Source organism: Glutamicibacter nicotianae, assembly GCF_002797775.1.
In the GTDB taxonomy this organism is placed as follows: Bacteria; Actinomycetota; Actinomycetes; order Actinomycetales; family Micrococcaceae; genus Glutamicibacter; species Glutamicibacter nicotianae.
The window spans coordinates 1,558,542-1,580,162 of record NZ_PGEY01000001.1 but is presented as its reverse complement, the minus strand read 5'-3'; the positions used below and the strand labels follow the sequence as shown (position 1 = coordinate 1,580,162).

The 21,621-nt window shown below is 59.4% G+C and carries 24 protein-coding genes; 14 read left to right on the top strand and 10 right to left on the bottom strand.

Going from position 1 to position 21,621, the window contains the following annotated elements; translation table 11 throughout:
* The first annotated feature begins 98 nt into the window (after positions 1-98).
* The 8 genes from ATK23_RS07270 to nrdR all read left to right on the top strand — a co-directional run bounded on the left by ATK23_RS07270 (position 99) and on the right by nrdR (position 9,234).
* Entirely contained in the window at positions 99-650 is a 552-nt protein-coding gene (locus tag ATK23_RS07270; RefSeq protein WP_038990516.1) for a cell division protein SepF, read from the top strand.
* Positions 651-673: 23 nt separating this feature from the next.
* Positions 674-970, top strand: a complete 297-nt coding sequence (locus ATK23_RS07265; RefSeq protein WP_038990515.1) for a YggT family protein — start codon at positions 674-676, stop codon at positions 968-970.
* A 229-nt stretch (positions 971-1,199) separates the two neighbouring features.
* On the top strand, positions 1,200-1,940 hold the full coding sequence (locus ATK23_RS07260; protein ID WP_038990514.1) for a DivIVA domain-containing protein: 741 nt from the start codon (positions 1,200-1,202) through the stop codon (positions 1,938-1,940).
* Positions 1,941-2,112: 172 nt separating this feature from the next.
* Positions 2,113-2,619: a signal peptidase II gene (lspA, locus tag ATK23_RS07255; RefSeq protein ID WP_245858325.1), complete on the top strand. Its 507-nt coding sequence runs from the start codon at positions 2,113-2,115 to the stop codon at positions 2,617-2,619.
* A complete protein-coding gene (locus ATK23_RS07250) occupies positions 2,616-3,560 on the top strand; it encodes an RluA family pseudouridine synthase (protein ID WP_066144284.1) in 945 nt (314 codons plus the stop codon). Before lspA ends, ATK23_RS07250 begins: the two co-directional genes overlap by 4 nt.
* Before the next feature lie 106 nt (positions 3,561-3,666).
* Positions 3,667-7,230, top strand: a complete 3,564-nt coding sequence (gene dnaE, locus ATK23_RS07245) for a DNA polymerase III subunit alpha (RefSeq protein ID WP_066144288.1) — start codon at positions 3,667-3,669, stop codon at positions 7,228-7,230.
* Between the two features lie 78 nt (positions 7,231-7,308).
* Positions 7,309-8,661, top strand: coding sequence for a histidinol dehydrogenase (gene hisD / locus ATK23_RS07240; protein WP_066144291.1), 1,353 nt, complete (start codon positions 7,309-7,311; stop codon positions 8,659-8,661).
* Between the two features lie 84 nt (positions 8,662-8,745).
* Positions 8,746-9,234 (top strand): transcriptional regulator NrdR, encoded by a 489-nt coding sequence (gene nrdR / locus ATK23_RS07235; protein WP_066144295.1) that lies wholly within the window; start codon positions 8,746-8,748, stop codon positions 9,232-9,234.
* Between the two features lie 84 nt (positions 9,235-9,318).
* On the opposite strand, the gene map is transcribed toward nrdR, so the two are convergent.
* On the bottom strand, positions 9,319-10,194 hold the full coding sequence (gene map, locus ATK23_RS07230; protein ID WP_066144298.1) for a type I methionyl aminopeptidase: 876 nt from the start codon (positions 10,192-10,194) through the stop codon (positions 9,319-9,321).
* A gap of 133 nt (positions 10,195-10,327) precedes the next feature.
* On the opposite strand from map, the gene ATK23_RS07225 reads away from it, so the two are divergent.
* A complete protein-coding gene (locus tag ATK23_RS07225) occupies positions 10,328-10,522 on the top strand; it encodes a hypothetical protein (RefSeq protein ID WP_038993845.1) in 195 nt (64 codons plus the stop codon).
* Positions 10,523-10,627: 105 nt separating this feature from the next.
* On the opposite strand, the gene panB is transcribed toward ATK23_RS07225, so the two are convergent.
* On the bottom strand, positions 10,628-11,464 hold the full coding sequence (gene panB, locus ATK23_RS07220) for a 3-methyl-2-oxobutanoate hydroxymethyltransferase (protein ID WP_066144301.1): 837 nt from the start codon (positions 11,462-11,464) through the stop codon (positions 10,628-10,630).
* A gap of 136 nt (positions 11,465-11,600) precedes the next feature.
* On the opposite strand from panB, the gene glnA reads away from it, so the two are divergent.
* The 4 genes from glnA to ATK23_RS07200 all read left to right on the top strand — a co-directional run bounded on the left by glnA (position 11,601) and on the right by ATK23_RS07200 (position 17,136).
* Complete coding sequence (gene glnA / locus ATK23_RS07215; RefSeq protein WP_066144305.1) at positions 11,601-12,941, top strand: type I glutamate--ammonia ligase; 1,341 nt, start codon at positions 11,601-11,603, stop codon at positions 12,939-12,941.
* Positions 12,942-12,993: 52 nt separating this feature from the next.
* Positions 12,994-16,020, top strand: coding sequence for a bifunctional [glutamine synthetase] adenylyltransferase/[glutamine synthetase]-adenylyl-L-tyrosine phosphorylase (locus ATK23_RS07210; protein WP_066144308.1), 3,027 nt, complete (start codon positions 12,994-12,996; stop codon positions 16,018-16,020).
* Positions 16,021-16,123: 103 nt separating this feature from the next.
* Positions 16,124-16,381: a DUF1990 family protein gene (locus ATK23_RS16780; RefSeq protein ID WP_083515718.1), complete on the top strand. Its 258-nt coding sequence runs from the start codon at positions 16,124-16,126 to the stop codon at positions 16,379-16,381.
* 287 nt (positions 16,382-16,668) lie between these two features.
* Positions 16,669-17,136 carry a nucleoside deaminase gene (locus ATK23_RS07200; RefSeq protein WP_157066431.1) on the top strand — a complete coding sequence of 156 codons (468 nt, stop codon included), beginning with the start codon at positions 16,669-16,671 and terminating at the stop codon, positions 17,134-17,136.
* An 8-nt stretch (positions 17,137-17,144) separates the two neighbouring features.
* Here the strand turns inward: ATK23_RS07200 and ATK23_RS07195 are convergent, their stop codons facing one another.
* A complete protein-coding gene (locus tag ATK23_RS07195) occupies positions 17,145-17,510 on the bottom strand; it encodes a hypothetical protein (RefSeq protein ID WP_157066432.1) in 366 nt (121 codons plus the stop codon).
* Positions 17,511-18,148: 638 nt separating this feature from the next.
* Here ATK23_RS07195 and ATK23_RS07190 point away from each other — a divergent pair.
* Positions 18,149-18,640 (top strand): hypothetical protein, encoded by a 492-nt coding sequence (locus tag ATK23_RS07190; RefSeq protein WP_157066433.1) that lies wholly within the window; start codon positions 18,149-18,151, stop codon positions 18,638-18,640.
* A 67-nt stretch (positions 18,641-18,707) separates the two neighbouring features.
* On the opposite strand, the gene ATK23_RS07185 is transcribed toward ATK23_RS07190, so the two are convergent.
* The 7 genes from ATK23_RS07185 to ATK23_RS16295 all read right to left on the bottom strand — a co-directional run bounded on the left by ATK23_RS07185 (position 18,708) and on the right by ATK23_RS16295 (position 21,617).
* Positions 18,708-19,172 (bottom strand): hypothetical protein, encoded by a 465-nt coding sequence (locus ATK23_RS07185; RefSeq protein WP_066144323.1) that lies wholly within the window; start codon positions 19,170-19,172, stop codon positions 18,708-18,710.
* Between the two features lie 154 nt (positions 19,173-19,326).
* The gene (locus tag ATK23_RS16315; protein ID WP_157066434.1) at positions 19,327-19,596 is read right to left on the bottom strand and encodes a hypothetical protein; all 270 of its coding nucleotides are present in this window, start codon (positions 19,594-19,596) and stop codon (positions 19,327-19,329) included.
* Between the two features lie 365 nt (positions 19,597-19,961).
* Entirely contained in the window at positions 19,962-20,705 is a 744-nt protein-coding gene (locus tag ATK23_RS07180) for a hypothetical protein (protein WP_066144326.1), read from the bottom strand.
* A gap of 6 nt (positions 20,706-20,711) precedes the next feature.
* Entirely contained in the window at positions 20,712-20,924 is a 213-nt protein-coding gene (locus tag ATK23_RS16310) for a hypothetical protein (RefSeq protein WP_066144329.1), read from the bottom strand.
* Positions 20,921-21,082, bottom strand: a complete 162-nt coding sequence (locus tag ATK23_RS16305) for a hypothetical protein (protein WP_157066435.1) — start codon at positions 21,080-21,082, stop codon at positions 20,921-20,923. Before ATK23_RS16305 ends, ATK23_RS16310 begins: the two co-directional genes overlap by 4 nt.
* Before the next feature lie 104 nt (positions 21,083-21,186).
* A complete protein-coding gene (locus ATK23_RS16300) occupies positions 21,187-21,360 on the bottom strand; it encodes a hypothetical protein (protein WP_157066436.1) in 174 nt (57 codons plus the stop codon).
* A complete protein-coding gene (locus tag ATK23_RS16295) occupies positions 21,357-21,617 on the bottom strand; it encodes a hypothetical protein (protein WP_157066437.1) in 261 nt (86 codons plus the stop codon). Before ATK23_RS16295 ends, ATK23_RS16300 begins: the two co-directional genes overlap by 4 nt.
* Positions 21,618-21,621 lie beyond the last annotated feature (4 nt).

Genomic DNA, 21,621 nt, shown 5'->3' with positions numbered 1-21,621 from the left:
ACGAATGAACGATGCCAGCATTATTTTGTGCGGTAGCGTCGAAGTTAGCGGAAGCATGCAATGGGGTTGCATGCATGGGATAAACGAGGAGAAACATCGTGGCTGACGGACTGCGTAAGGCAATGGTCTATCTCGGCTTGGCGGATGCCGTCGAGCAGGACGAGACCCAGACACAAAACGCTGAGCCCAAAACCCAAGTTCGGGTGGTTGAGGACACTGCTCCGAAGCGACCTGCCGAAGCCCCACGCCCACAGCCTGCCGCGAGGCCAGCTGCGCCGCAAACTCAAGCTAGAGAACCAGAGACGGAATACCGTGCTCCGGTCACCCCTATTAAGCGTGCCCCTTCAGTACGGGATGAGGATTCCGAATTGCGTCAGATTACTACCGTCCACCCTCGTTCTTACAACGATGCCAAGATCATCGGTGAGAACTTCCGTGACGGCATCCCGGTGATTATGAATGTCACCGACATGGGTGAAACCGATGCCAAGCGCCTCGTAGACTTCTCGGCGGGTCTTGTTTTCGCCCTGCATGGCTCTATCGAGCGAGTTACGAACAAAGTCTTCCTGCTCTCGCCGGCAACCGTTGAGGTTCTCGGTGAAGACCGCAAGCAGTCCGAAGCGCAAGCAACCTTCTTTAACCAGAGCTAAGACACCAGGAGCAAACGCACAAAATGGTGTTCGGGATCATCTATCTCGCGTTAGCCATCCTCCAAATTCTGCTTTTGATGAGAATTGTGTTGGATGTAACGGAAAGCTTTGCTCGCCACTGGCGACCCAAAGGCATCGCATTGATTGTCGCAAGTGCAATCGTGTCAATTACCGATCCTCCGCTGCGTTGGTTGCGCCGGAAGATCAAACCCCTAGATCTTGGCGGAATCCGCCTTGACCTGTCGTTTCTTGTGTTGTTTATCGTCGTAATCATTCTTAAAGCGGTGGTAGGTAACCTTGGGGTCAGTACAGGGATCTGATTAGGGCATTTCCGTGCTTCACGGGATTGTCCTGAACAGTCAAAAGCTGTAGATTCAGAGAATAAGAGACTCGCGCGAAAGCTCGATTTCGTAATAATTGTCCAAATCGTTATATCCTTTAGGAAATGGTGCTCCGACTTCACCGGTCGCGACACTGACAAAAACGGTAAGTGTTTCGCAAGGCAAGACAATGGTCGTGCGGAAATGATCCCAGTATTGAGGTGACCCAATGGCTCTTACGCCAGAAGACGTAGTCAATAAGCGGTTTCAGCCGACCAAGTTCCGTGAAGGCTACGACCAAGACGAGGTAGATGACTTCCTCGACGAAATCGTTGTGGAACTGCGTCGCCTAACCGGTGAGAACGAGGCTCTGCGCAGCCGCCTTGCCGAACTCGGCGAAGATGCGGGTTCAGTATCGAAGGAACAGGCTGTTCCTGCGCCGGTATCGGCCGCTCCAGCTACTCCTGCTGCCAAGCCAGCTGAAGAGAAGAAGGCAGAAGCCAAGCCTGCAGAGCCCGCAAAGGCAGAAACCCCGGCTGCCAAGCCAGCCGAGGAAAAGAAGTCCGAAGCAAAGCCAGCTGCCGCAGAGAAGGCACCTGCAGCTCCGGCCGCGGCAGCGGCACCAGCTGCAGCTCCGCGCACCGAATCCGCAGAATCTGCCGCCAACGTGCTGTCCATGGCTCAGCGCCTGCACGACGAATACGTCGCCGCCGGTGTCGAGCAGCGCGACAAGATCATCTCCGAAGCGAAGACCGAAGCCAACACCTTGGTCACTACCGCTGAAGAGAAGAGCCGCAAGACCCTCTCGGCACTTGAGCAGCAGAAGTCGGTACTGGAGCGCAAGCTCGAGCAGCTGCGTGGCTTCGAACGCGACTACCGTGCTCGCCTGAAGACCTACATCGAAGGACAGCTGCGCGACCTTGAATCCCAGGGTTCGATTGATGCTGGCGCAGCAGGCAAGACCAACTAGTCGCTGACAGTTCATGGCTTGATCTAGCTATCAAGTAAGATCAACGGTGGTGTACGGATTTACTCCGGTCACCACCGTTGACGTTTAAGAGGAAATCATGGGTACCACTGTGGACGCAGTTCAATCCGGGAGCACGGGCGCTAAGGCCAGGAAATACGTAGGCCTTGGCCTTGTGATCGCTCTGATTGCGCTGGTATTGGACCAATCGGTCAAGATTATCGTTGAGCAGAACATGCGGCTTGGGCAGTCGATCGAAGTGATTCCCGGGTTCTTCAACATCCACTACATCCTGAATCCCGGTGCAGCGTTCTCCATTGGCGAAGACTTCACGATCGTCTTTGCGATCCTGCAATCCGCTGTGGCTATCTATGTCATCTACCTGCTCTTACGCAAGGTGCTAGCCAGAAGCTGGGCCATTGCCCTGGGCTGTCTGCTCGGAGGCGTGCTGGGCAATGTCGTGGACCGGCTCTTCCGTGAACCGGGTTTCGGATTCGGGCATGTGGTGGACATGCTGTCCGTCAACCACTTCGCGATCTTCAATGTCGCAGACTCGTTCATTGTCTGCTCCATGATCGCCGTGGCGTACATGCTCATCCGTGGCCGCAACCTGGATGGCAGCATTGGCGATCCTCCCAAGAAGGACCAGGCGGATAAGGGCGAAGCAGAACCAAGCGCATGATCTCGAAGGAAACCGCCATACACGAACTGCTGGTCGAACCAGCCGATGCCGGCACGCGCCTTGATGCCTATATCTCCCGATCCCTGCAGATCCCGCGAACCTTGTCCGCTAGCCTCTGCAAGGATTCGCAGATCCAGGTCAACGGGCGCACCATTACCAAATCCTTGAAAATCAAGGCGGGCGACCGGCTGGTTGTCACCATCCCGCCGCAGGCAGACCCATTAGAAATTAAGGTTGAGAAAGTGGAAGAGCTGAAGATTGTCGCGGACGACGATGACTATGTGGTCATCGACAAGCCCGTGGGCGTCGCAGCCCATCCATCCCCAGGCTGGGTCGGCCCGACAGTGGTCGGCGCACTCATGGCCGAGGGGTACAACATCACCACTTCCGGTGCCGCCGAACGCCAAGGCATCGTGCACCGCCTGGACGTGGGTACCAGCGGCCTGATGGTGGTAGCGAAGACCGAACGCGCCTATACCGAATTGAAACGCGCCTTCAAGGAACGCACCCCGAAGAAGATCTACCACGCGGTAGTGCAGGGCTTGCCCGACCCGATGGAGGGCACCATCGACGCGCCGATCGGACGCCATCCGGGCCACGACTGGAAGTTCGCCGTCCTGGAAGGCGGACGCGACTCGGTCACCCACTACAAGGTCATCGAAGCCTTTGGCCGGGCCTCTCTGGTCGAGGTGCATCTGGAAACCGGACGCACCCACCAGATCCGTGTCCACTTCTCGGCCTTCGGCCATCCCTGCGCCGGAGACCAGACCTACGGCGCGGATCCCAAGCTGGGGGCCGCCCTGGGCCTGACCCGCCAGTGGCTTCATGCCAAGCGGCTGGGCTTTTCCCATCCGGTGACCGGCCAGTGGATGGAATACGAAAGCGAATATCCTACGGATCTGGCAGGGGCCGTCGAGCTGCTTCGCGACGGCGGATACTAGCCTCCTAGGTGCTGCTGGCCACTGGCCGTCAGCACCCTGTGTCGCGCTAGCCACAGCACCGCGCCGAGGTGAGCCCAAGACCAGGAATGATCGCTAGACTGGTTGGGTGAGTGCTACACGTGACGGATTTGTCCATCTACATACCCACACCGAATACTCCATGCTGGATGGTGCGGCGCGGCTTGGCGAACTCTTCGCTGAAGCCAACCGGCAGGGCATGGAAGCCATGGCGATTACCGACCATGGATATCTGTTCGGTGCCTTCGATTTCTGGCGCCAGGCCACCGGCGCCGGCGTCAAGCCGATCATCGGTGTCGAAGCCTATGTCACCCCCGGCACCGCACGCGATGACAAGACCCGCGTGAAATGGCGCACCGACGAATCCCAAAAGGGCGATGACGTCTCCGGTGGCGGCCTCTACAACCACATGACCTTGCTCTCGTACAACAACAAGGGCATGGACAACCTCTTCAAGGGTTCCTCCCGCGCCTCGCTGGACTCCGTGTTCGGCAAATACCCCCGTTGGGACCGCGAGCTGCTCAACGACCACCACGAAGGCATCATTGCCACCACCGGCTGCCCTTCGGGTGAAGTGCAGACCAAGCTCCGCCTGGGCCAGTACGACGCTGCCAAGGCCGCCGCGGCAGAACTGCAGGATCTGTTCGGCAAGGAAAACTACTACTGCGAGATCATGGACCACGGTCTGGAGATCGAACGCCGCATCACCAAGGACTTGCTGCGCCTGGCCAAGGAACTGGACATTCCGCTGGTGGCCACCAACGACCTGCACTACACCCACGAATCCGATGCCAAGGCCCACGAAGCGCTGCTGGCCATCAACTCCGGATCCACGCTCGACGAGCCCACCTACGACCAGGGCGGCAACCGCTTCGCCTTCTCCGGCACCGGCTACTACCTGAAGTCGGCGCGCGAGATGCGCGAGCTGTTCAAGGAATTGCCGCAAGCCTGCGACAACACCCTGGAGATCGCAGACCGTGTTGAAGTCTCCTTCGACACCAACGCCAACTACATGCCGAAGTTCCCCTGCCCGCCGGGGGAGGACGAGACCAGCTGGCTGATCAAGGAAGTCGACAAGGGGCTGCACTACCGCTATCCGAACGGCATCCCGGAAGAGTCGCGCAAGCAGGCGGACTACGAGCTGGACGTCATCATCAAGATGGGCTTCCCCGGATACTTCCTGGTGGTGGCCGACTTCATCAACTGGTCCAAGGACCACGGCATCCGCGTAGGCCCGGGACGCGGTTCCGGTGCAGGCTCCATGGTCGCCTACGCCATGCGCATCACCGACCTCGACCCGCTGAGGCACGGCCTGATCTTCGAGCGCTTCCTGAACCCGGAACGTGTTTCCATGCCCGACTTCGACGTCGACTTCGATGATCGCCGCCGTTCCGAGGTCATCAAGTACGTGACCGAAAAGTACGGCGATGAGCGCGTATCGATGATCGTGACCTACGGCTCGATCAAGACCAAGCAGGCGCTGAAGGACTCCTCGCGCGTGCTCGGCTATCCGTTCAGCATGGGCGAATCCCTGACCAAGGCGCTGCCGCCGGCGGTGATGGCCAAGGACATCCCGCTCAACGACATCGACAATCCGGAATCCAAGCGCTACTCCGAAGCCGGGGATTTCCGCAACCTGGTCGCCAATGACCCTGAAGCGGCGCGCGTCTTCGAAACCGCCAAGGGCCTGGAAGGGCTGAAGCGCCAGTGGGGCGTGCACGCAGCCGGCGTGATCATGAGCTCGGACCCGATCATCAACGTCATCCCGATCATGCGCCGTATCCAGGATGGCCAGGTCATTACCCAGTTCGACTACCCGACCTGCGAAGGCCTGGGGCTGATCAAGATGGACTTCCTGGGGTTGCGCAACCTCACCATCATTTCCGATGCCCTGGAGAACATCGAGTACAACACCGGCAAGAAAATCGACCTCGAAACCCTGACCATCGAGGATCCCGAGGCCTATAAGCTGCTGGCCCGTGGAGACACCCTGGGCGTGTTCCAGCTCGATGGCGGTCCGATGCGCTCGCTGCTGAAGATGATGCGCCCGGATAACTTCGAAGATATTTCCGCAGTGATTGCGCTGTACCGCCCGGGCCCGATGGGCGCCAACTCGCACACCAACTATGCGCTGCGCAAGACCGGGTTGCAGGAAGTCACCCCAATCCACCCGGAGCTCGCCGAGCCACTGGAAGAAATCCTCGGTGGCACCTACGGCCTGATCGTGTACCAGGAGCAGGTTATGGCTATTGCGCAGAAGCTGGCCGGCTACTCGCTGGGCCAGGCGGACATCCTGCGCCGCGCCATGGGCAAGAAGAAGAAAGCCGAGCTGGACAAGCAGTTCGCCGGCTTCAAGCAGGGCATGAACGACAACGGCTACTCCGATGAGGCCGTGCAGACCCTGTGGGACATCCTGCTGCCCTTCTCCGATTACGCGTTCAACAAAGCCCACTCGGCGGCCTACGGCGTCGTCTCCTACTGGACCGCCTACCTCAAGGCGCACTACCCGGCCGAATACATGGCCGCGCTGCTGACCTCGGTGGGCGATGACAAGGACAAGCTGGCGCTGTACCTGAACGAGTGCCGCCACATCGGCATCACCGTGCTGCCGCCGGATGTCAACGAATCGGCATTGAACTTCACCCCAGTGGGCAAGGACATCCGTTTCGGCATGGGCGCGATCCGCAACGTCGGCACCAACGCGGTGGCTGGCATGGTTGAAGCCCGCACGGAGAAGGGCCACTACAACGACTTCAACGATTTCCTGGGCAAGGTCCCGGCCGTGGTCTGCAACAAGCGGACCATTGAATCGCTGATCAAGGCCGGCGCCTTCGACTCCATGAAGCATCCGCGCCGGGCACTGGTTGCCATCCACGAAGAAGCCGTGGATTCGGTGATCCAGGTCAAGCGCAACGAGGCCGCCAACCAGTTCGACCTGTTCAGCGCCCTGGGCGCCGAGGAATCCTCCGAGTCCATGCATGTGGCGATCCCCGATATCCCCGACTGGGACAAGAAGGAAAAGCTGGCCTACGAGCGCGACATGCTCGGCCTGTACGTCTCCGACCACCCGCTGCAGGGCCTGGGCTCCGCCCTGGAACAGTACGCCGACATGCCGGTCACGCACGTGCTCTCGGACGACGGCCCGCAGGATGGCCACATCATTTCGATCGCCGGCATGATTTCCGGCCTGCAGCGCCGCATCGCCAAGAAGAGCGGCAACCCCTATGCCCGCTGCGAGATCGAGGACCTCTCCGGCTCGATGGAAGTCATGTTCTTCGGCCAGGCCTACCAGCCGATCGCCGAGGTCCTGGCCGATGACCTGATCGTGGTGGTCAAGGGACGCGTGCAGCGCCGCGATGACGGCTCGATCACCCTGAACGCCCAGGAAATGATGATCCCGGAAATTTCAGAGGATGCCAACGGGGGACCGGTAGTCATCGGCATCCCGACCCACAAGGCCACCGAAACCCTGGTGCAGAAGCTCGGCGATGTGCTGCGCACGCACGGCGGCAACACCGAGGTGCGGGTCAAGCTCACCGGCAGCCGCGGCACCTCGCTGATGCGCCTGGGCATGAACTTCCGGGTCAACCCGAACCCCGCGCTGTTCGGCGATTTGAAGGTCCTGCTCGGCCCGCACTGCCTGGACGTGTAGGAACCCGAATAGCCGACCCGATGACCGGGGAAGGTAACTAATAAAACCTTCCCCGGCCATCGGCGTTAAACTAGGACGGTGAGCACTATTCCAGAAACTGAATTCTCGGCACTCGCCACCCTCGATTGGCGCAACGAATCCCTGAGCTACGCGCAGCTGAAGGCCAAGCTGCCCCGCCCGGCGGTGAACTCCCAGACCGCTGCCGACACCGTGCAGCAGATCATCGACGATGTCCGCGCCCATGGCATGGAGACGCTCAAGGACCTGGCCAAGCGCTTTGACCATGTCGAGCTGGAACACACTCGCGTGCCGCAGCACGAACTGGACCGTGCCCTGGAAGAACTGGACCCGAAGGTCCGCCTGGCATTGGAAGAATCCATTGACCGAGCCCGCGTCTTCGCCAAGGCCCAGCGCCCAGACGACGCCGAAGTCCGCTACGCCAACGGTGCAACCGTCACCCAGCGGTGGGTTCCGGTGCGCCGCGTCGGCTTGTACGTCCCAGGCGGCCTGGCCGTCTATCCTTCCTCGGTCATCATGAATGCGGTGCCTGCCCAGGCTGCCGGGGTCAGCTCGCTGGCCCTGGCCAGCCCGCCGCAGAAGGAATTTGGCGGCCTGCCGCACCCAACTATCCTGGCTGCGGCCAAGCTGCTGGGCATCAATGAGGTGCACGCCATGGGCGGCGCCCAGGCAGTGGCAGCGTTCGCCTACGGGGTGGAGGTGCCTGACGACGAACGCGGCGGCATCGAACCGGTGGACGTGATCTCCGGTCCGGGCAACGTGTTCGTGGCCACCGCCAAGCGCTTGGTGAAGGGCGTGGTGGGAATCGACGCTGAAGCAGGTCCCACGGAAATTGCCATCCTCGCCGATCAGGGAGCCGAGCCGGGCTTTGTCGCTGCCGACATGATCTCGCAGGCAGAACACGATGCCAACGCCGCGGCCGTGCTGATCACCGATTCGCCAGAGCTGGCTGCCGGCGTGCGCAAGGAACTTGACAAGCAGGTTGCCGCCACGAGGCACGCGGCCCGCGTGACCGAAGCGCTCTCCGGTACCCAGTCTGCCATCATCCTGGTCAAGGACCTGGAGCAGGGCATCGAGGTGTGCAATGCGTACGCTGCCGAGCACCTGGAAATCATGGTGGCCGAGGCAGAAGCCACCGCCGCCCGCATCACCGCGGCCGGTGCCGTTTTCGTCGGAGCCTATGCTCCGGTGTCACTGGGCGACTACTGTGCAGGTTCCAACCACGTGCTGCCAACCAGCGGCACGGCGCTGCACGCCTCCGGCTTGAACGTGAATACCTTCTTGAAAGCCATCCAGGTGATCAACTACGACAAGGCGGCACTGGGCGAAGTGGCCGCTCACGTGATTAATCTGGCCAATGCCGAGGACCTGCCGGCCCATGGCGACGCTGTCGCGGTGCGAAACGCGCAGTAGGCGCTAAACTGTTAGGTGACATGAGTTGATTCTTGCCACCTCAGGGTGCGTGCGAATGCTTCTTGGGCTACAGATGGAGGTGCCGTGAACTGCCCGTATTGCCGCAATGCGGATTCTCGAGTGGTCGATAGTCGAGTTGCCGACGACGGCGTCTCCATCCGGCGCCGCCGCCAGTGCACTGCCTGCTCGCGCCGATTCACCACTACCGAAACTGCGAGCCTGAATGTGCTCAAGCAGTCCGGTGCCGTAGAACCGTTCTCGCGCAACAAGGTGATCAACGGTGTCCGCAAGGCCTGCCAGGGCCGTCCGGTCACCGATCACGATCTGGCGATCCTGGCCCAGGAAGTCGAAGAGGCGGTCAGGACCTCGGGCGCCGCTGAAATCCCGGCGCACCAAGTGGGGCTGGCCATCTTGGAGCCGCTGTCGCGCCTTGACGAAGTCGCCTATCTTCGCTTTGCCAGCGTTTACCACAACTTCCAGTCGCTGACTGATTTCGAGACGGCAATTGCCCGGCTGCGCGATCGCCGCAGCAAGGCTCCGCAGGGAACCCAGCGTCCGCTGTCAGCCGACTAGCAATCCTTGCACACAGCACAACGCCAGTGCTCGGAACCTTTAAAAGTTTTCGGGCACTGGCGTTTGCCGTAGGCATTAAAGTGATTATGGCAGGGTGAGGATTTCCGCGCCGTCGTCGGTGACGAGCAGTGTGTGCTCGAACTGCGCGGTGCGCTTCTTGTCCTTGGTGGTCACAGTCCAGTCGTCCTCCCACATATCCCATTCGATGGTGCCCAAGGTGAGCATCGGCTCGATGGTGAAGACCATGCCTGGCTCAATCAGGGTGTTGTAGGCAGGAGCCGCATCATAGTGCGGAATGATCAAGCCGGAGTGGAAGGCTTCGCCCACGCCGTGGCCGGTGAAGTCCCGGACCACGCCGTAGCCGAACCGCTTGGCGTAGGTTTCAATGCTTCGGCCGATGACGTTGATCTCGCGTCCTGGCATCACGGCCTTGATGGCGCGCTTCAGCGAATTCTCGGTGCGCTCAACCAGCAGACGGGATTCTTCATCCACGTCGCCGACCAGGAAGGTGGCGTTGTTGTCTCCGTGAACTCCGCCAATATAAGCGGTGATATCGATATTGATGATGTCCCCATCTTGCAGCACGGTTGTGTCCGGGATGCCGTGGCAGATGACTTCGTTCAGTGAAGAGCACAGCGACTTGGGGAATCCGCGGTAGCCCAAGGTTGAGGGGTAGGCGTTGTGATCCATGAGGAATTCATGGCCAAGGCGATCCAGCTGATCCGTGGTTACCCCTGGCTGGCAGGCCTTGCCTACTTCCTGCAGCGCCTGGGCGGCAATCTTGGAAGCTACCCGGATGCGCTCGATGACTTCTGGGCTTTTGATTTCCGGGGCCGTGTTGGCGGCAGGTTCCTTCTTGCCAACGTATTCGGGACGTTCGATGTGTTTCGGTACCGGAAGTTCCGGGGATACCGTGCCGGCGGTGAGATTTCCAAGTGGTGCAGTTGAAGCAATAGCCATGCTTTTATTCTAGCTACAGGTATCTTCGGCTTCACCAAGAGATAGCCGAAAGAACTGGTGGTGTTGCACCTATTTTCCACCCGGTGGGATACCGTGGAAGCAACAGCAGGTTTCGAAATTAGAGGAGTTTTCCATGAGCTCAGTTGGCACCCCGGGCGAAGGCCAGTACTGGTATAACGTCTCAACCAAGACCGTGGAGAAGGGGCCGCAGTCGGATTGGTCGCAATTGCTCGGCCCATATGACACGGTTGCTGAAGCCGAAGCCGCGATGGCGAAGGTCCAGGCCCGCAATGAAGCCTGGGACGAGGCGGAGGAAGACGACCAGTAGCCGTTGAAGGCACCGGTCCCAGCGGTGCTGTGAACGGCAGAATGGTGCGCTTCCGGGTTGGGCAACCTGGAAGCGCACCATTGTGCTAAGCGGCGTGAGCCAGTCTCATTCCTTGAATTCGTACTCTGTCGACGGGAACGTGCCAGCCACTACGTCCTGGTGGTATTCGCGCACCGCGGTGCCGATAACCTCACGCAGATCTGCGTACTTCTTGACGAACCGTGGGGTGCGGCCCCCGCCAAGGCCAAGCATGTCCTGCCAGACCAGGACCTGTCCGGTGGTGGAGTTGCCGGCGCCGATGCCAATGGTCGGGACCTTCAGCGCTGCATCGATTTCGGCGGCGGCCGGGCTTGGCACCATTTCCATCAGGATGCAGAAAGCGCCGGCATCTTGCAATGCCACAGCGTCGTGCTTCATCTGCGCGACGGCATCGCCGCGGCCCTGCACGCGGTACCCGCCCAAAGCATGCTCGGACTGCGGGGTGAACCCGATGTGCCCGATGACGGGTACACCGGCAAGGACCATGGCGCGAACGTGCTCGGCGTAGTGCGCGGTGCCTTCCATCTTGACCGCGTGGGCATGGCCTTCCTTCATCAGGCGCACCGCGGTGGCCACGGCCTGTGCCGGGGACTGCTCGTAGCTGCCAAACGGCAGGTCGGCGACGACCAGCGCGCGCTTGGCGCCATTGGCAACAGCTTTGGTGAAGACGATCATTTCGTCGAGGCTGATCGGCAGCGTGGACTCGTAGCCGAGGACGGTATTGGCGGCTGAGTCGCCAACCAGCAGGATCTCGATCCCCGCCGAATCGAAAATTTCGGCCATCATGACGTCATAAGCAGTTAACATCGCGAATTTTTCGCCATTGTCCTTGGCCTTCTGCAAATGATGAAGTCGGATACGGGACGGGCCTTTTTCAGGATTCCCTAGGTATGGTTGTGGCATGAAACGACTTTATCGCACTTGGACAGGGCGATGCAGATCGTTGGGACCGTCCTGAACCGATATAGTGTTGCCACAGGTCAATTTTCTTGCCGGTTGTGATCAGCGCCGGATATCAGAATCCCGAAGGTGGTGGAAAATGGATCGTCAGCAGGAATTCGTACTGCGCACCATTGAAGAACGCGACGTTCGATTTGTGCGAATGTGGTTTACCGACGTGGTTGGTTCACTCAAGTCCGTGGCCCTGGCTCCTGCTGAAGTTGAAGATGCTTTCGAAGAAGGTCTGGGCTTTGACGGTTCCTCCATTGACGGACTGTCCCGGATCTCGGAATCTGACATGCTGCTTCAGCCCGATCCTGCCACCTTCCAGATTCTTCCTTGGCGTGGCGAGGTTGAACCGACCTCCCGCATGTTCTGCGACATCCTGACTCCGGAAGGCCAGCCATCCAATGCCGATCCGCGCCAGGTGCTCAAGCGCCAGCTGGCCGAAGCATCGAACATGGGCTTCACTTGCTACACCCATCCGGAGATCGAATTCTATTTGCTGAAGAACGATCAGCTGGATGCCAATGGCCGTCCGCAGCCGATCGACAACGGCGGCTACTTCGACCATGTGCCAGATGGCGTGGGACAGGACTTCCGCCGCGCGTCGGTGACCACGCTGGAAGCCTTGGGCATTTCGGTGGAGTTCTCCCACCATGAAACCGGCCCTGGCCAGAACGAAATCGACTTGCGCTACGCCGATGCGCTGCAGACCGCCGACAACATCATGACCTTCCGTACCGTCATCAAGGAGATGGCGATGCAGAAGGGCATCCACGCGACCTTCATGCCCAAGCCGTTTGCCGACCATCCGGGCAGCGGCATGCACACCCACTTCTCATTGTTCGAAGGCGATGCGAACGCGTTCTTCGAAGCCGGCCGTGAATACCAGCTCTCCGATGTGGCGCGCTCCTTCATCGCAGGCATCCTGCACCACGCGCCAGAAATGACCGCCATCACCAACCAGTACGTGAATTCGTACAAGCGCTTGTGGGGCGGGGGAGAAGCGCCGAGCCACCGTTCGTGGGGACACAACAACCGTTCGGCACTGGTCCGCGTGCCGCTGTACAAGCCGGGCAAAGGCCAGTCGGCCCGCGTGGAATACCGCGGCATCGACTCGGCAGCGAACCCGTACCTCGCCTATGCTGTATTGCTCGGTGCCGGCCTGAAGGGCATCCGGGAAGGCTACGAGCTGGAAGAGCCGACCGAGGACGATGTCTGGAGCCTGTCCACGGCGGAACGCCGTGCTTCGGGCCACGTTCCGCTGCCCGGCAGCCTGCACGACGCATTGCGCGCCATGGAAGAGTCGGAACTCATGGCCGAGATCCTCGGCGAACAGGTATTCAACTCTTTCTTGTCGAACAAGCGCACCGAATGGGAAGAGTACCGCCAGGTCATCACCCCATACGAACTGAACAAGTATTTGGGAATCCTCTAGAGACTTCGCCGCGTGAAGCTGCGCGGCGAAATGCGGGAGAACACGAGAAACCATGCCGGAAGTACCCTCGCGAGCATTGATCAACGCTGGCTTCAGCGACGTCGAACGGGCCAAGAATTTCCTTCAATCCAAGGAATTGTCCAAGATTGATCCCCACCTGATCGTGAGCAAGATGGCGCACGCGCCTGATCCGGATCAGGCGCTGCTGCTGGCGCTGAGGTTGGTTGACCGGCATCCGGAAGCCATCGACATCTTCATGGAGCCGGGCAGCTGCCAAGGGCTGGTCAGGCTCCTGGGCAGCTCGTCGGCGTTGGGCGAGTTCCTCATACGCTGCCCAGAGGCCTTGGACATCGTCCGCCAAGCTCCTCCGGGCGAATTCGCGTCCGTTTCCTCCGAACAACTGGTCGAGGACTTGCTGGCTTCCATCGAGGCCAAGGAATCAGAGGGCGGGCACTGGGTTTCTTCCTATACCGGCACTGAAGCACGCCAGCGTTTGCGCACAGCCTATCGAAAGGCCTTGCTATCGCTGGCACACCGGGACTTGGGATCGACCCAGCCGCAGCGCATCCTGCCCAAGGTTGCCGCCGAACTGGCCGATATGGCTGGGGCCGCGCTCGAAGGGGCCCTGGCCATTGCCCGGGCTGAAGCCGCCGAACAATATGATGCGGACGACGTCGACCGGGTGAAGATCACCGTCATCGGCATGGGCAAATGCGGTGCACGTGAACTGAACTACATCTCTGACGTGGATGTCATCTATGTCCATGATTCAGCCTTGGGCATGGACGAAGACCTCGCCGCCGCGATCGCCACGGTGATCTGCGGCAACGCCGCGCGTGCGGTGATGGTGCCTGGACCCGAGCCGATGCTGTGGGAGGTGGACGCGAATCTCCGCCCCGAGGGCAAGGACGGGGCGTTGACCCGTACGCTCTCTTCCCATGAAGCGTACTACCGGCGTTGGGCCCACTCATGGGAATTCCAAGCCTTGCTCAAGGCCCGCGCCATTGCCGGAGACAAGGAACTGGGACGCTCCTACGAGCGCATGGTCTCGCCCATGGTGTGGTCCAGTTCTGAACGCGAGGGTTTTGTCGAATCGGTCCAAGCGATGCGCCGCCGCGTCAGCGACAACATCGACAAGCAAGACGTCGCGTGGCAGATCAAGCTCGGCCCCGGCGGACTGCGCGACGTCGAATTCACAGTCCAGCTGCTCCAGCTTGTCCATGGACGTGTGGAACCCGCCATTCAGGTGGCAACAACCACCCTGGCCATCCAGGCCATGAGCGACACCGGCTACATTGGCCGTGACGATGCCACGAATTTCGACGACTCCTACCGTTTCCTGCGTTTGCTGGAGCACCGAATCCAGCTCAGCCAATTGCGCCGAACCCATTTGATGCCCCGGGCCGAAAATGCCCAGCGCGTACTGGCGCGATCAATTCGCGGTGCTGGAGACCTGCAGCCGAGCAGCCCGGAGAAGCTGATGCGCCGGTGGAATGAAACCAAGCGCATGGTGCGTTCGCTGCACGAGCGTATTTTCTACCGGCCGCTGCTGGTGAGCAGTTCCAACCTCTCGGCCGATGACGTCAGGCTTACCGCAGAATCCGCGCAGGCCCGACTGCGCGCCCTGGGTTATCTCGACCCCAAGGCAGCGATGCGGCATATCGAAGCCTTGACCGGTGGGGTATCGCGCAGCGCCTCCCTGCAGCGGCAATTGCTGCCGGTGCTCTTGGACTGGTTTGCCCGCGGGGTGGACCCGGACGCAGGTTTGCTGGGCTTCCGCAGGCTCTCCGAAGCGCTGGGCAAGTCCCATTGGTTCCTCGGCATGCTGCGTGATACGAATGCAGCCGCCGAGCGATTGAGCCATCTGCTGTCGAACACGCGCTTCCTGACTGATCTGCTGGCCAATGAGCCTGCCGCAGCCGCCTGGCTGGGCTCTGATGCCTCCTTGGCGCCGCAGACCTTCGAGAACTTGCTGCAGCAGAACACTTCCATCATCCATCGCACGAAACAGCCCGAGGCGGCCATCCGGATGATCCGCATGGTGCGCCGCCGCGAGTTCTTGCGTGTTGCGCTGGCCGACGGAGCGGGCCTGCTGACGGTTGATGAAGTCGGCGAAGCACTGTCGAACATTGACGCCGCCATGGTGGACGGGGTGCTGAAGGTCCTTTTGGCGGACGACCAGGCCAAGCACGGGGAGCATGCGGTAATTGCGGTGATTGCCATGGGCCGCCAAGGCGGTCGGGAAATCGGCTACGGCTCCGATGCGGACGTCCTGTTTGTCCAGCGTCCGGTCCCTGGCGCCACGGATCAAGCTGCTCAGGAGCAAGCGCTTCGGGTGGTCACCGACCTGGTGTCGTGGACATCGAAGCCTTTGAAACCGGCGATTCCAGCGGAAGTGAAATTGAAGGTCGACTCGGATCTTCGCCCCGAAGGCCGCCAGGGCATGCTGGTCCGGTCGATTGACGCCTACGCCAGCTACTACCAGCGCTGGGTGGAAATCTGGGAGCGCCAGGCATTGCAGCGGGCCCGCCCGTTTGCCGGGGACGACCAGTTGGCCGCAGACTTCATGGAACTGATCAAGCCGGTGCGCTATGGCAAGGGGCTCGAAGACACGGAGATTCGTGAAATCCGCAAGATCAAGGCCCGCGTCGAGTCAGAACGGCTCCCGCGCGGTGCCGACCCGAACCGCCACCTGAAGCTCGGACGCGGCTCGCTGTCGGATATCGAATGGCTGGTGCAGTTCTACCAACTGCAATACGCGTGGAAACACGTATCCCTGCGCACCACATCCACGCTCAAGGCGTTGGAAGAGTTGGCCAAACTGGAGCTCATCTCCGAGCAAGACAGCGAGCTGCTGGCGACTGCCTGGCGGCTGGCTACCCAGATCCGCAGTGCCGAGATCATCACCTCCGGACGTTCCAGCGATGTGCTGCCCAGCTCGGCGCGCGATATGGAAGCCGTGGCTCGCTGGTGCGGCTATGAGCCGCACTTCGGCGTGGAGCTCGAGGAGGACTACCTGCGCGCAACACGGCACGCTCGCGGCATCTTTGAACTGCTGTTCTACGGCTTCGAAGACTAGCCATGATCGTCCTGGCACGGATCAGCGATCAGCAGTGTAATCCGGAGGCTGACCGCTATCGCATATGGCAATGACGAACTTGCCCGGGCTCTGGTGATGCTTTCTGGGATCAGGGCACGGAATCGCTGCTGCGCTGGGAAGTGAGACCCGCAGCGGATTCCGCGTCAGCCCTCAGGAGAAGGTGCGCAGCGGCGCCAAGCCGCAAATCATCGTCCCTGCGGGACTGGTGAAGCTCCACGAGCCCATTGAGGTTCTGGAGGCCGTTGAGTACAACAATTTGGTGGGGTTCGCCTATCAAACACTGCCCGGGCAGCTGGTCTGCGGGGGAGGGAGCATCTACTTTGCGCCGGCTGGGGCATAGGTGTGGCTGGAGGTCCGTTCGCCCACGGCGGCCTCGGACAGCTAGGGCTGGCGTTCGGTCTTCGGCTGCTGGGCGCGCAAAAGCCCACCCGATGGCGCTGCCTGCGGGCGCTGCGCCAACGACAACTCTGGACATCGCCGCGCGCAGCGTGCGGTGGCCACAGCACGAATTTCCCGAAGTCCTCGCACCATTGCCTGATAAGGGGATATGCTGGGCACTCAGATCCAGATTTCGGTTCGGCGTTTGCGCTGTGCCTGCTGGCGCCGATGGTGCGAGGGGAGCAGGCCATGGATCCACAGCTAATGCAGGCAGCGGTTGACCAGTCGCTGCTGGCGTTGGGCAGCAACGACAGCGGCCCATTCGGGGCTGTTGTGGTGCTGGATGGGAAGGTCATTGCCGCCGGCTACAACACCGTGGTGCATGATTCCGATCCGACAGCCCACGCGGAAGTCAATGTGATCCGCAAGGCCGGGCAGAAGCTGGGGACTTTCGATTTGTCCCAGTGCGAGCTGTACACCAGTTGCGAGCCGTGCCCGATGTGCCTCGGCGCCATCTACTGGGCGCGATTCAAGCACGTCTACTATGCCAACGACCGGCAGGACGCGGCCAGCATCGGTTTCGACGACAACTTCATCTACACCGAGCTGGAACTGCCCATGAGCGAACGCCGCATCCCGTTCACCAAGGTCGACATGCCTTCAGCCTTGGCCGCTTTCGATGCGTGGACCGCCAAGGGAGATAAGCAGGAGTACTAGCCGCCGCATCAGCGCTGGACTGGGGCCAGCCGATGCTTCACGTCAGGCCATGGGACATGGATGCGTTCTGCAGGCTGCAATGCCCTGGCCTGCAACGCATTGGCCAGCACAATGCCCTGGGGCGAGACTTCCAGTATGCTCACCAGGTCCGTGGCCTCACGGGAGCCGGAATCCAGCACCCAGGTGTTCATCAACTCGCTGAAGCCGCGCTCCACAAGCAGCTGTTCGCCCTCAAGGTACTCGCAGTCTTCGCCCACGGCATGGCCCAGGACATTGCGCGGGGTCACCAGGTGGTAGTCGGGATCCGCCGGGTCGAAATATCCCACGATTTCACCATCGTCGCGCTGCACGCCGACCCACGTAGATATGTCCATGACATCAGCCTACCCTGAGACGAAACGACGCCGGGTCCCGCCAACAGGGGGACCCGGCGTCGAGCCGTTACCGTACAGGACGGTGATTAGCAGCCGTAGTAGAGCTCGTTCTATGACACCATATATGGCACTAGTTTAGTTATGTTGAATCCCGCTTGGTTCCGGGGTTTTCATGGTTGGTGGATGATGGCCGAAAACGAGGGTGAACGAACTTTCTGCGGACTGTCTGCGGACTGAATTTGATTCCACGACGCTAGGTGTGTTCCGCATATGCCATAAGAACCTACATGGTGATGGCAAGAATTATCTGAACAACAGCAAATACGCCTATGCCCAAAAGCATGAAGTTTCGGAATCTGAACAGCTTGTCATACCAAGGTGTCGTCGATTCAACGCAGCTTGAACACATGTAACTAGTGTGATGAAGGTGCAAGATCGGTTCTAAATGCACTCCTGGCGGTCCCTGGCCACATCGATCGCATACGTATTTTTCTCGGGTCATGGTCGCTATGATAACTTGCCTCACCCCTAAGCGCACCGTCTTGGACTGCCGTGCTGGACATTGGAAAATACGCTGGCTCGCTAAGCTTAAAAGGAGACGACACTAAGTGTCGGACCCCTGATGTATGGTGCCAACTATGAACGAAAACATCACACCCGAAGACCGTGGGCGCTCAATATCCACACTGATCAGAAACCAAGCGTGGAAGGTAGTCAATGAATACGAAACGCTGCACTTCAACGCTCCGAATAAACTATTCAACGCGCTAGCATTCGCTCTCAATGACGAAGAACCTATAGTTTCGAGCGGGCGCATAATTGACCCCGAAAACAACCTCGTTGAACTGGTCGTCTTCACTAAGTCCAAGGTCATTTACCTGCGTGACAAAGCAACTGAAAAAACTCCGCAAGTTCGCGTCATTCCTCGAAACACCCTCACTGAACTAACGGTCCTTGAGACACCCCAAGTAGTACCTGCCGTTAATCGGGAATGGTCACGCGGCGCTAAATACTCTCTCAAGTACGGCAATGGTGTTGAGTTTGACCTGCCTATGGAATATGCCGTAGAGGAAGCTCAAACTGCAATCGATCAGCTATATCCAGATCTTTGCGCGGATATTGAATCCTAGTGCGTCAGTTACAAAAAAATTGCGGCGGCACCTAATAAAGGATGCCGCCGCTTGAGAGAACTAGTAGCTACGCTGAAACTTCATCGAACTTATTAGGGAAGTTACGCATCATCACCGCGTAGGCCTCAACAAAACAGCGCAGATCCGACGGCAACGTAAACTCTCCTCGATGCTCCGAACCTACCCAATAGGTCATTGAGGCAGAACCCCCAGCACTAGCAACGTCGAGAACATCATCCCCAGCCAAATCTGTGCCAGGGTCCACCACCAGCTTTTCACGAAGATCCAACGGCAGTTGCTCCCACCATGCCACTGGATCTCCCGACAGCTTCACCCAACCATCGCCCGGAGTCCAACAAGCAACGACTTTTCCAGAACCGAATGACAGGCGATTGAGCTCGTCCGAATAGAGCAAAGCGACCGTTTGGCGCCCACCTATAAGATCACGTCGTATGACCTCATCAACGTTCTTTCCGGCGGCCGAATTGCGACCCCATGCACCGGCCATAACCTCTTCGATATGTAATGTCATCCCTAATGCATACCATGATCAAGCAACGTCAGCCACGTGGATACGAAAGAAAGCCCCGAACCTCAATAAAGAGATTCGGGGCTATGCATGCAAGTTCCCGCTTGCGACCTCTCGAATATCTATCACCAATTTTAACAGGAAGGCTAGCAAAGGGCTATCCCGAGCGCCTGCCACGCTCTCTGGCGCGCTGCTCTCGGCGGACCTTCAATTGATCAAGCCCAGTAACGCCAGTCGGCACAAACTTAGACTCTTCATCAGCAATAGCCGCAACAACGTCCAAATAACGCGCTGCAAGAGTGGCCTTATCACGAGCGTTCACACAAAGATCAATCGAAACGGCAAGCTGCCGCCGCAACTCCAACAAACCATCCATCCTGGAAGAAGCTGAAGCCACCTCAAGAGACTGATTTTTCAACTGAGTCAAAATAGGCCTCCTATCAATAGTTTTCAAGGCCCTAAACGGGCTATATCCGCATGTTCTAGAGCCCTCTCGGGGTGCAGAACCCCTCGGGGGGATCGCTATGCCGGAAGGGCGAAGCTGGTCCCTGTGGGGACCGGGTGCCCCGTGGGGCCGGCGTTCCGTTGTTGGTTCGCCGGCCCTTTTGGGGTTGTGCCGCGCCGTTGGTTGGAAGGAGGCATTCTCTTTCATGTCTCGTCCTCGGGCTTTTGTGCGGGTGCGCTGGTTAGCTCTCAGTAACGTTGCTGAGTTGGGTTGCTGACCATGGATTCAGCTCCTTGCTGTGTTGCTGGATCGCTGTGACTTTGACGCGTGGTTGTTGCTGGTGCGGGTTAGTTGATGGTGGTGACTGAGCCGCTTAGGTAGTTGACGCGGGGTCGGCGGTCTTTGTTGTGTTCTTGTTCGGCTTGTGCGTAGCGCCGTCTCGCCTCGTCTGGTGTCGCTAGACTGAGCTCTACGCCTTCGAGTACCTGGTTCCAGATGGTGTATTCGAGCTGTTCTTCTCGGTATCGGAGAAGGACACTGTAGGGCGGGTTGCCTCGCAGGTAGGCTCGGGTGCGGTCTGGGCAGGTTTGTTTGTTGTGCAGCTGGTGGAGGGTAGCCCATAGGGTTAGTAGTGCTTGCAGGCCGGTGATTGCGCGGTTTGCTTGCAGTGCGCCTTGGGCTGTGCGTGGGGTTGCGCTGTTAAGGTCTACGCGGCTGGGGTCGTCGATGTTGCCGGTGATGGTGTGGGCTTCTTCGAGGTCTGCGGCGAGTTCGTTGAAGCGGGTGCGGATTTGGTCGAGTAGGTTGGGCACTTGGTCGTTGATGTGTTCTAGGGTTGCTTGTTCCCGGATTTGGTGCAGTGCGTGCTGGTAGCCGGGGTTTCGGCTGGCTTCGTATTCGGCTAGTACGGTTTGCACTGCGGGGTCGCTGTAGGGGTTGCTTTTCTTCGAGGACAGGATTGCCTGGGTTACGTCGAGTGCTGTGGTGTTTGGTGGGGTGAAGGTGGGCAGGTTTTCGGCTTCGGTGTAGTTGATGCCGGCCTGCTTGAGGTTGCTTTTCATGGCGTTGAATTGGGAGATGCTGGTCATCATTTTGGGTTAGTCCTGTTCTGTCGGGGTGAATAGTTTTTTGGCGAAGTCGCGTAGGGTGGTTTCTTCGTTTTGGGGTGCTGCCAGTGTGATTTCTGGTCGGCCTGTTGCTGGTGCTCGCATTGTGTTGAGCACGGTTTGCAGTGGGCTGTTGTCTTCGGGGTCTGGGGCGAAGATTGAGGTTAGGTTCTTTTTGTCTTCGTCGCTGATGGGGTCGCTCATTTGGTGTCCTGTTCTTGTCGCCAGTTGGTCCATTGTTTGAATGTGGCGGTGGTTCTGCCGTTGTCGATGATTTTGAGGTTTTGACCGGCTGGTTTCGCTTCGAGGTTTTTGCCGTCGAAGGTGTGGTTGCCGGTGGGTGTTTCTACGGTGATTCGCATTTGGTGTGGCCTTTCAGTCTGATGGGGTTTGTCCCCCCGGTTCGCGAGTGTCGCCATGTATAGGGTTTGACGCTTCCGATGTATGGCCGGCGGTCTTTCCTCATTTACTGCTCGTCTTCGCAGTAGTGTTCAAGCATTCGGCGTTCTGCGGATTCGGCCCGGTGTTTCCAGTAGTTCGCGTTGTGTTCCCAGTGTTGGGCGCGTTCCCACAGCACGGCGGCTTGCGCGTGTTCTGTGTAGGTTTGGATCTGTCGGTCTGAGTAGGTGTAGCCGCTCATTTTTGTTCTTCGCCTTTACCGTCGAGGGCGCGCAGGAGTGTCGCGTTTCGGGCGTTGTCTGCGTAGGCCTCTGGCGTGGTGGTTTTGATCCACGTTCGGCCTCGGGCGCGTCCGCTGGTTCCTTCTTCTACTTCGTAGCCTGGTTCGTTTGGTTTGTGGTTTTCGGCTACGCGAGTGACTTCCGCTCTTACTTCGGGGCTTTTCATAAGGTTGTAGACGTTTTCGATGTTGAGCTTTACTTTGGGGCGACGTGCCATTGGT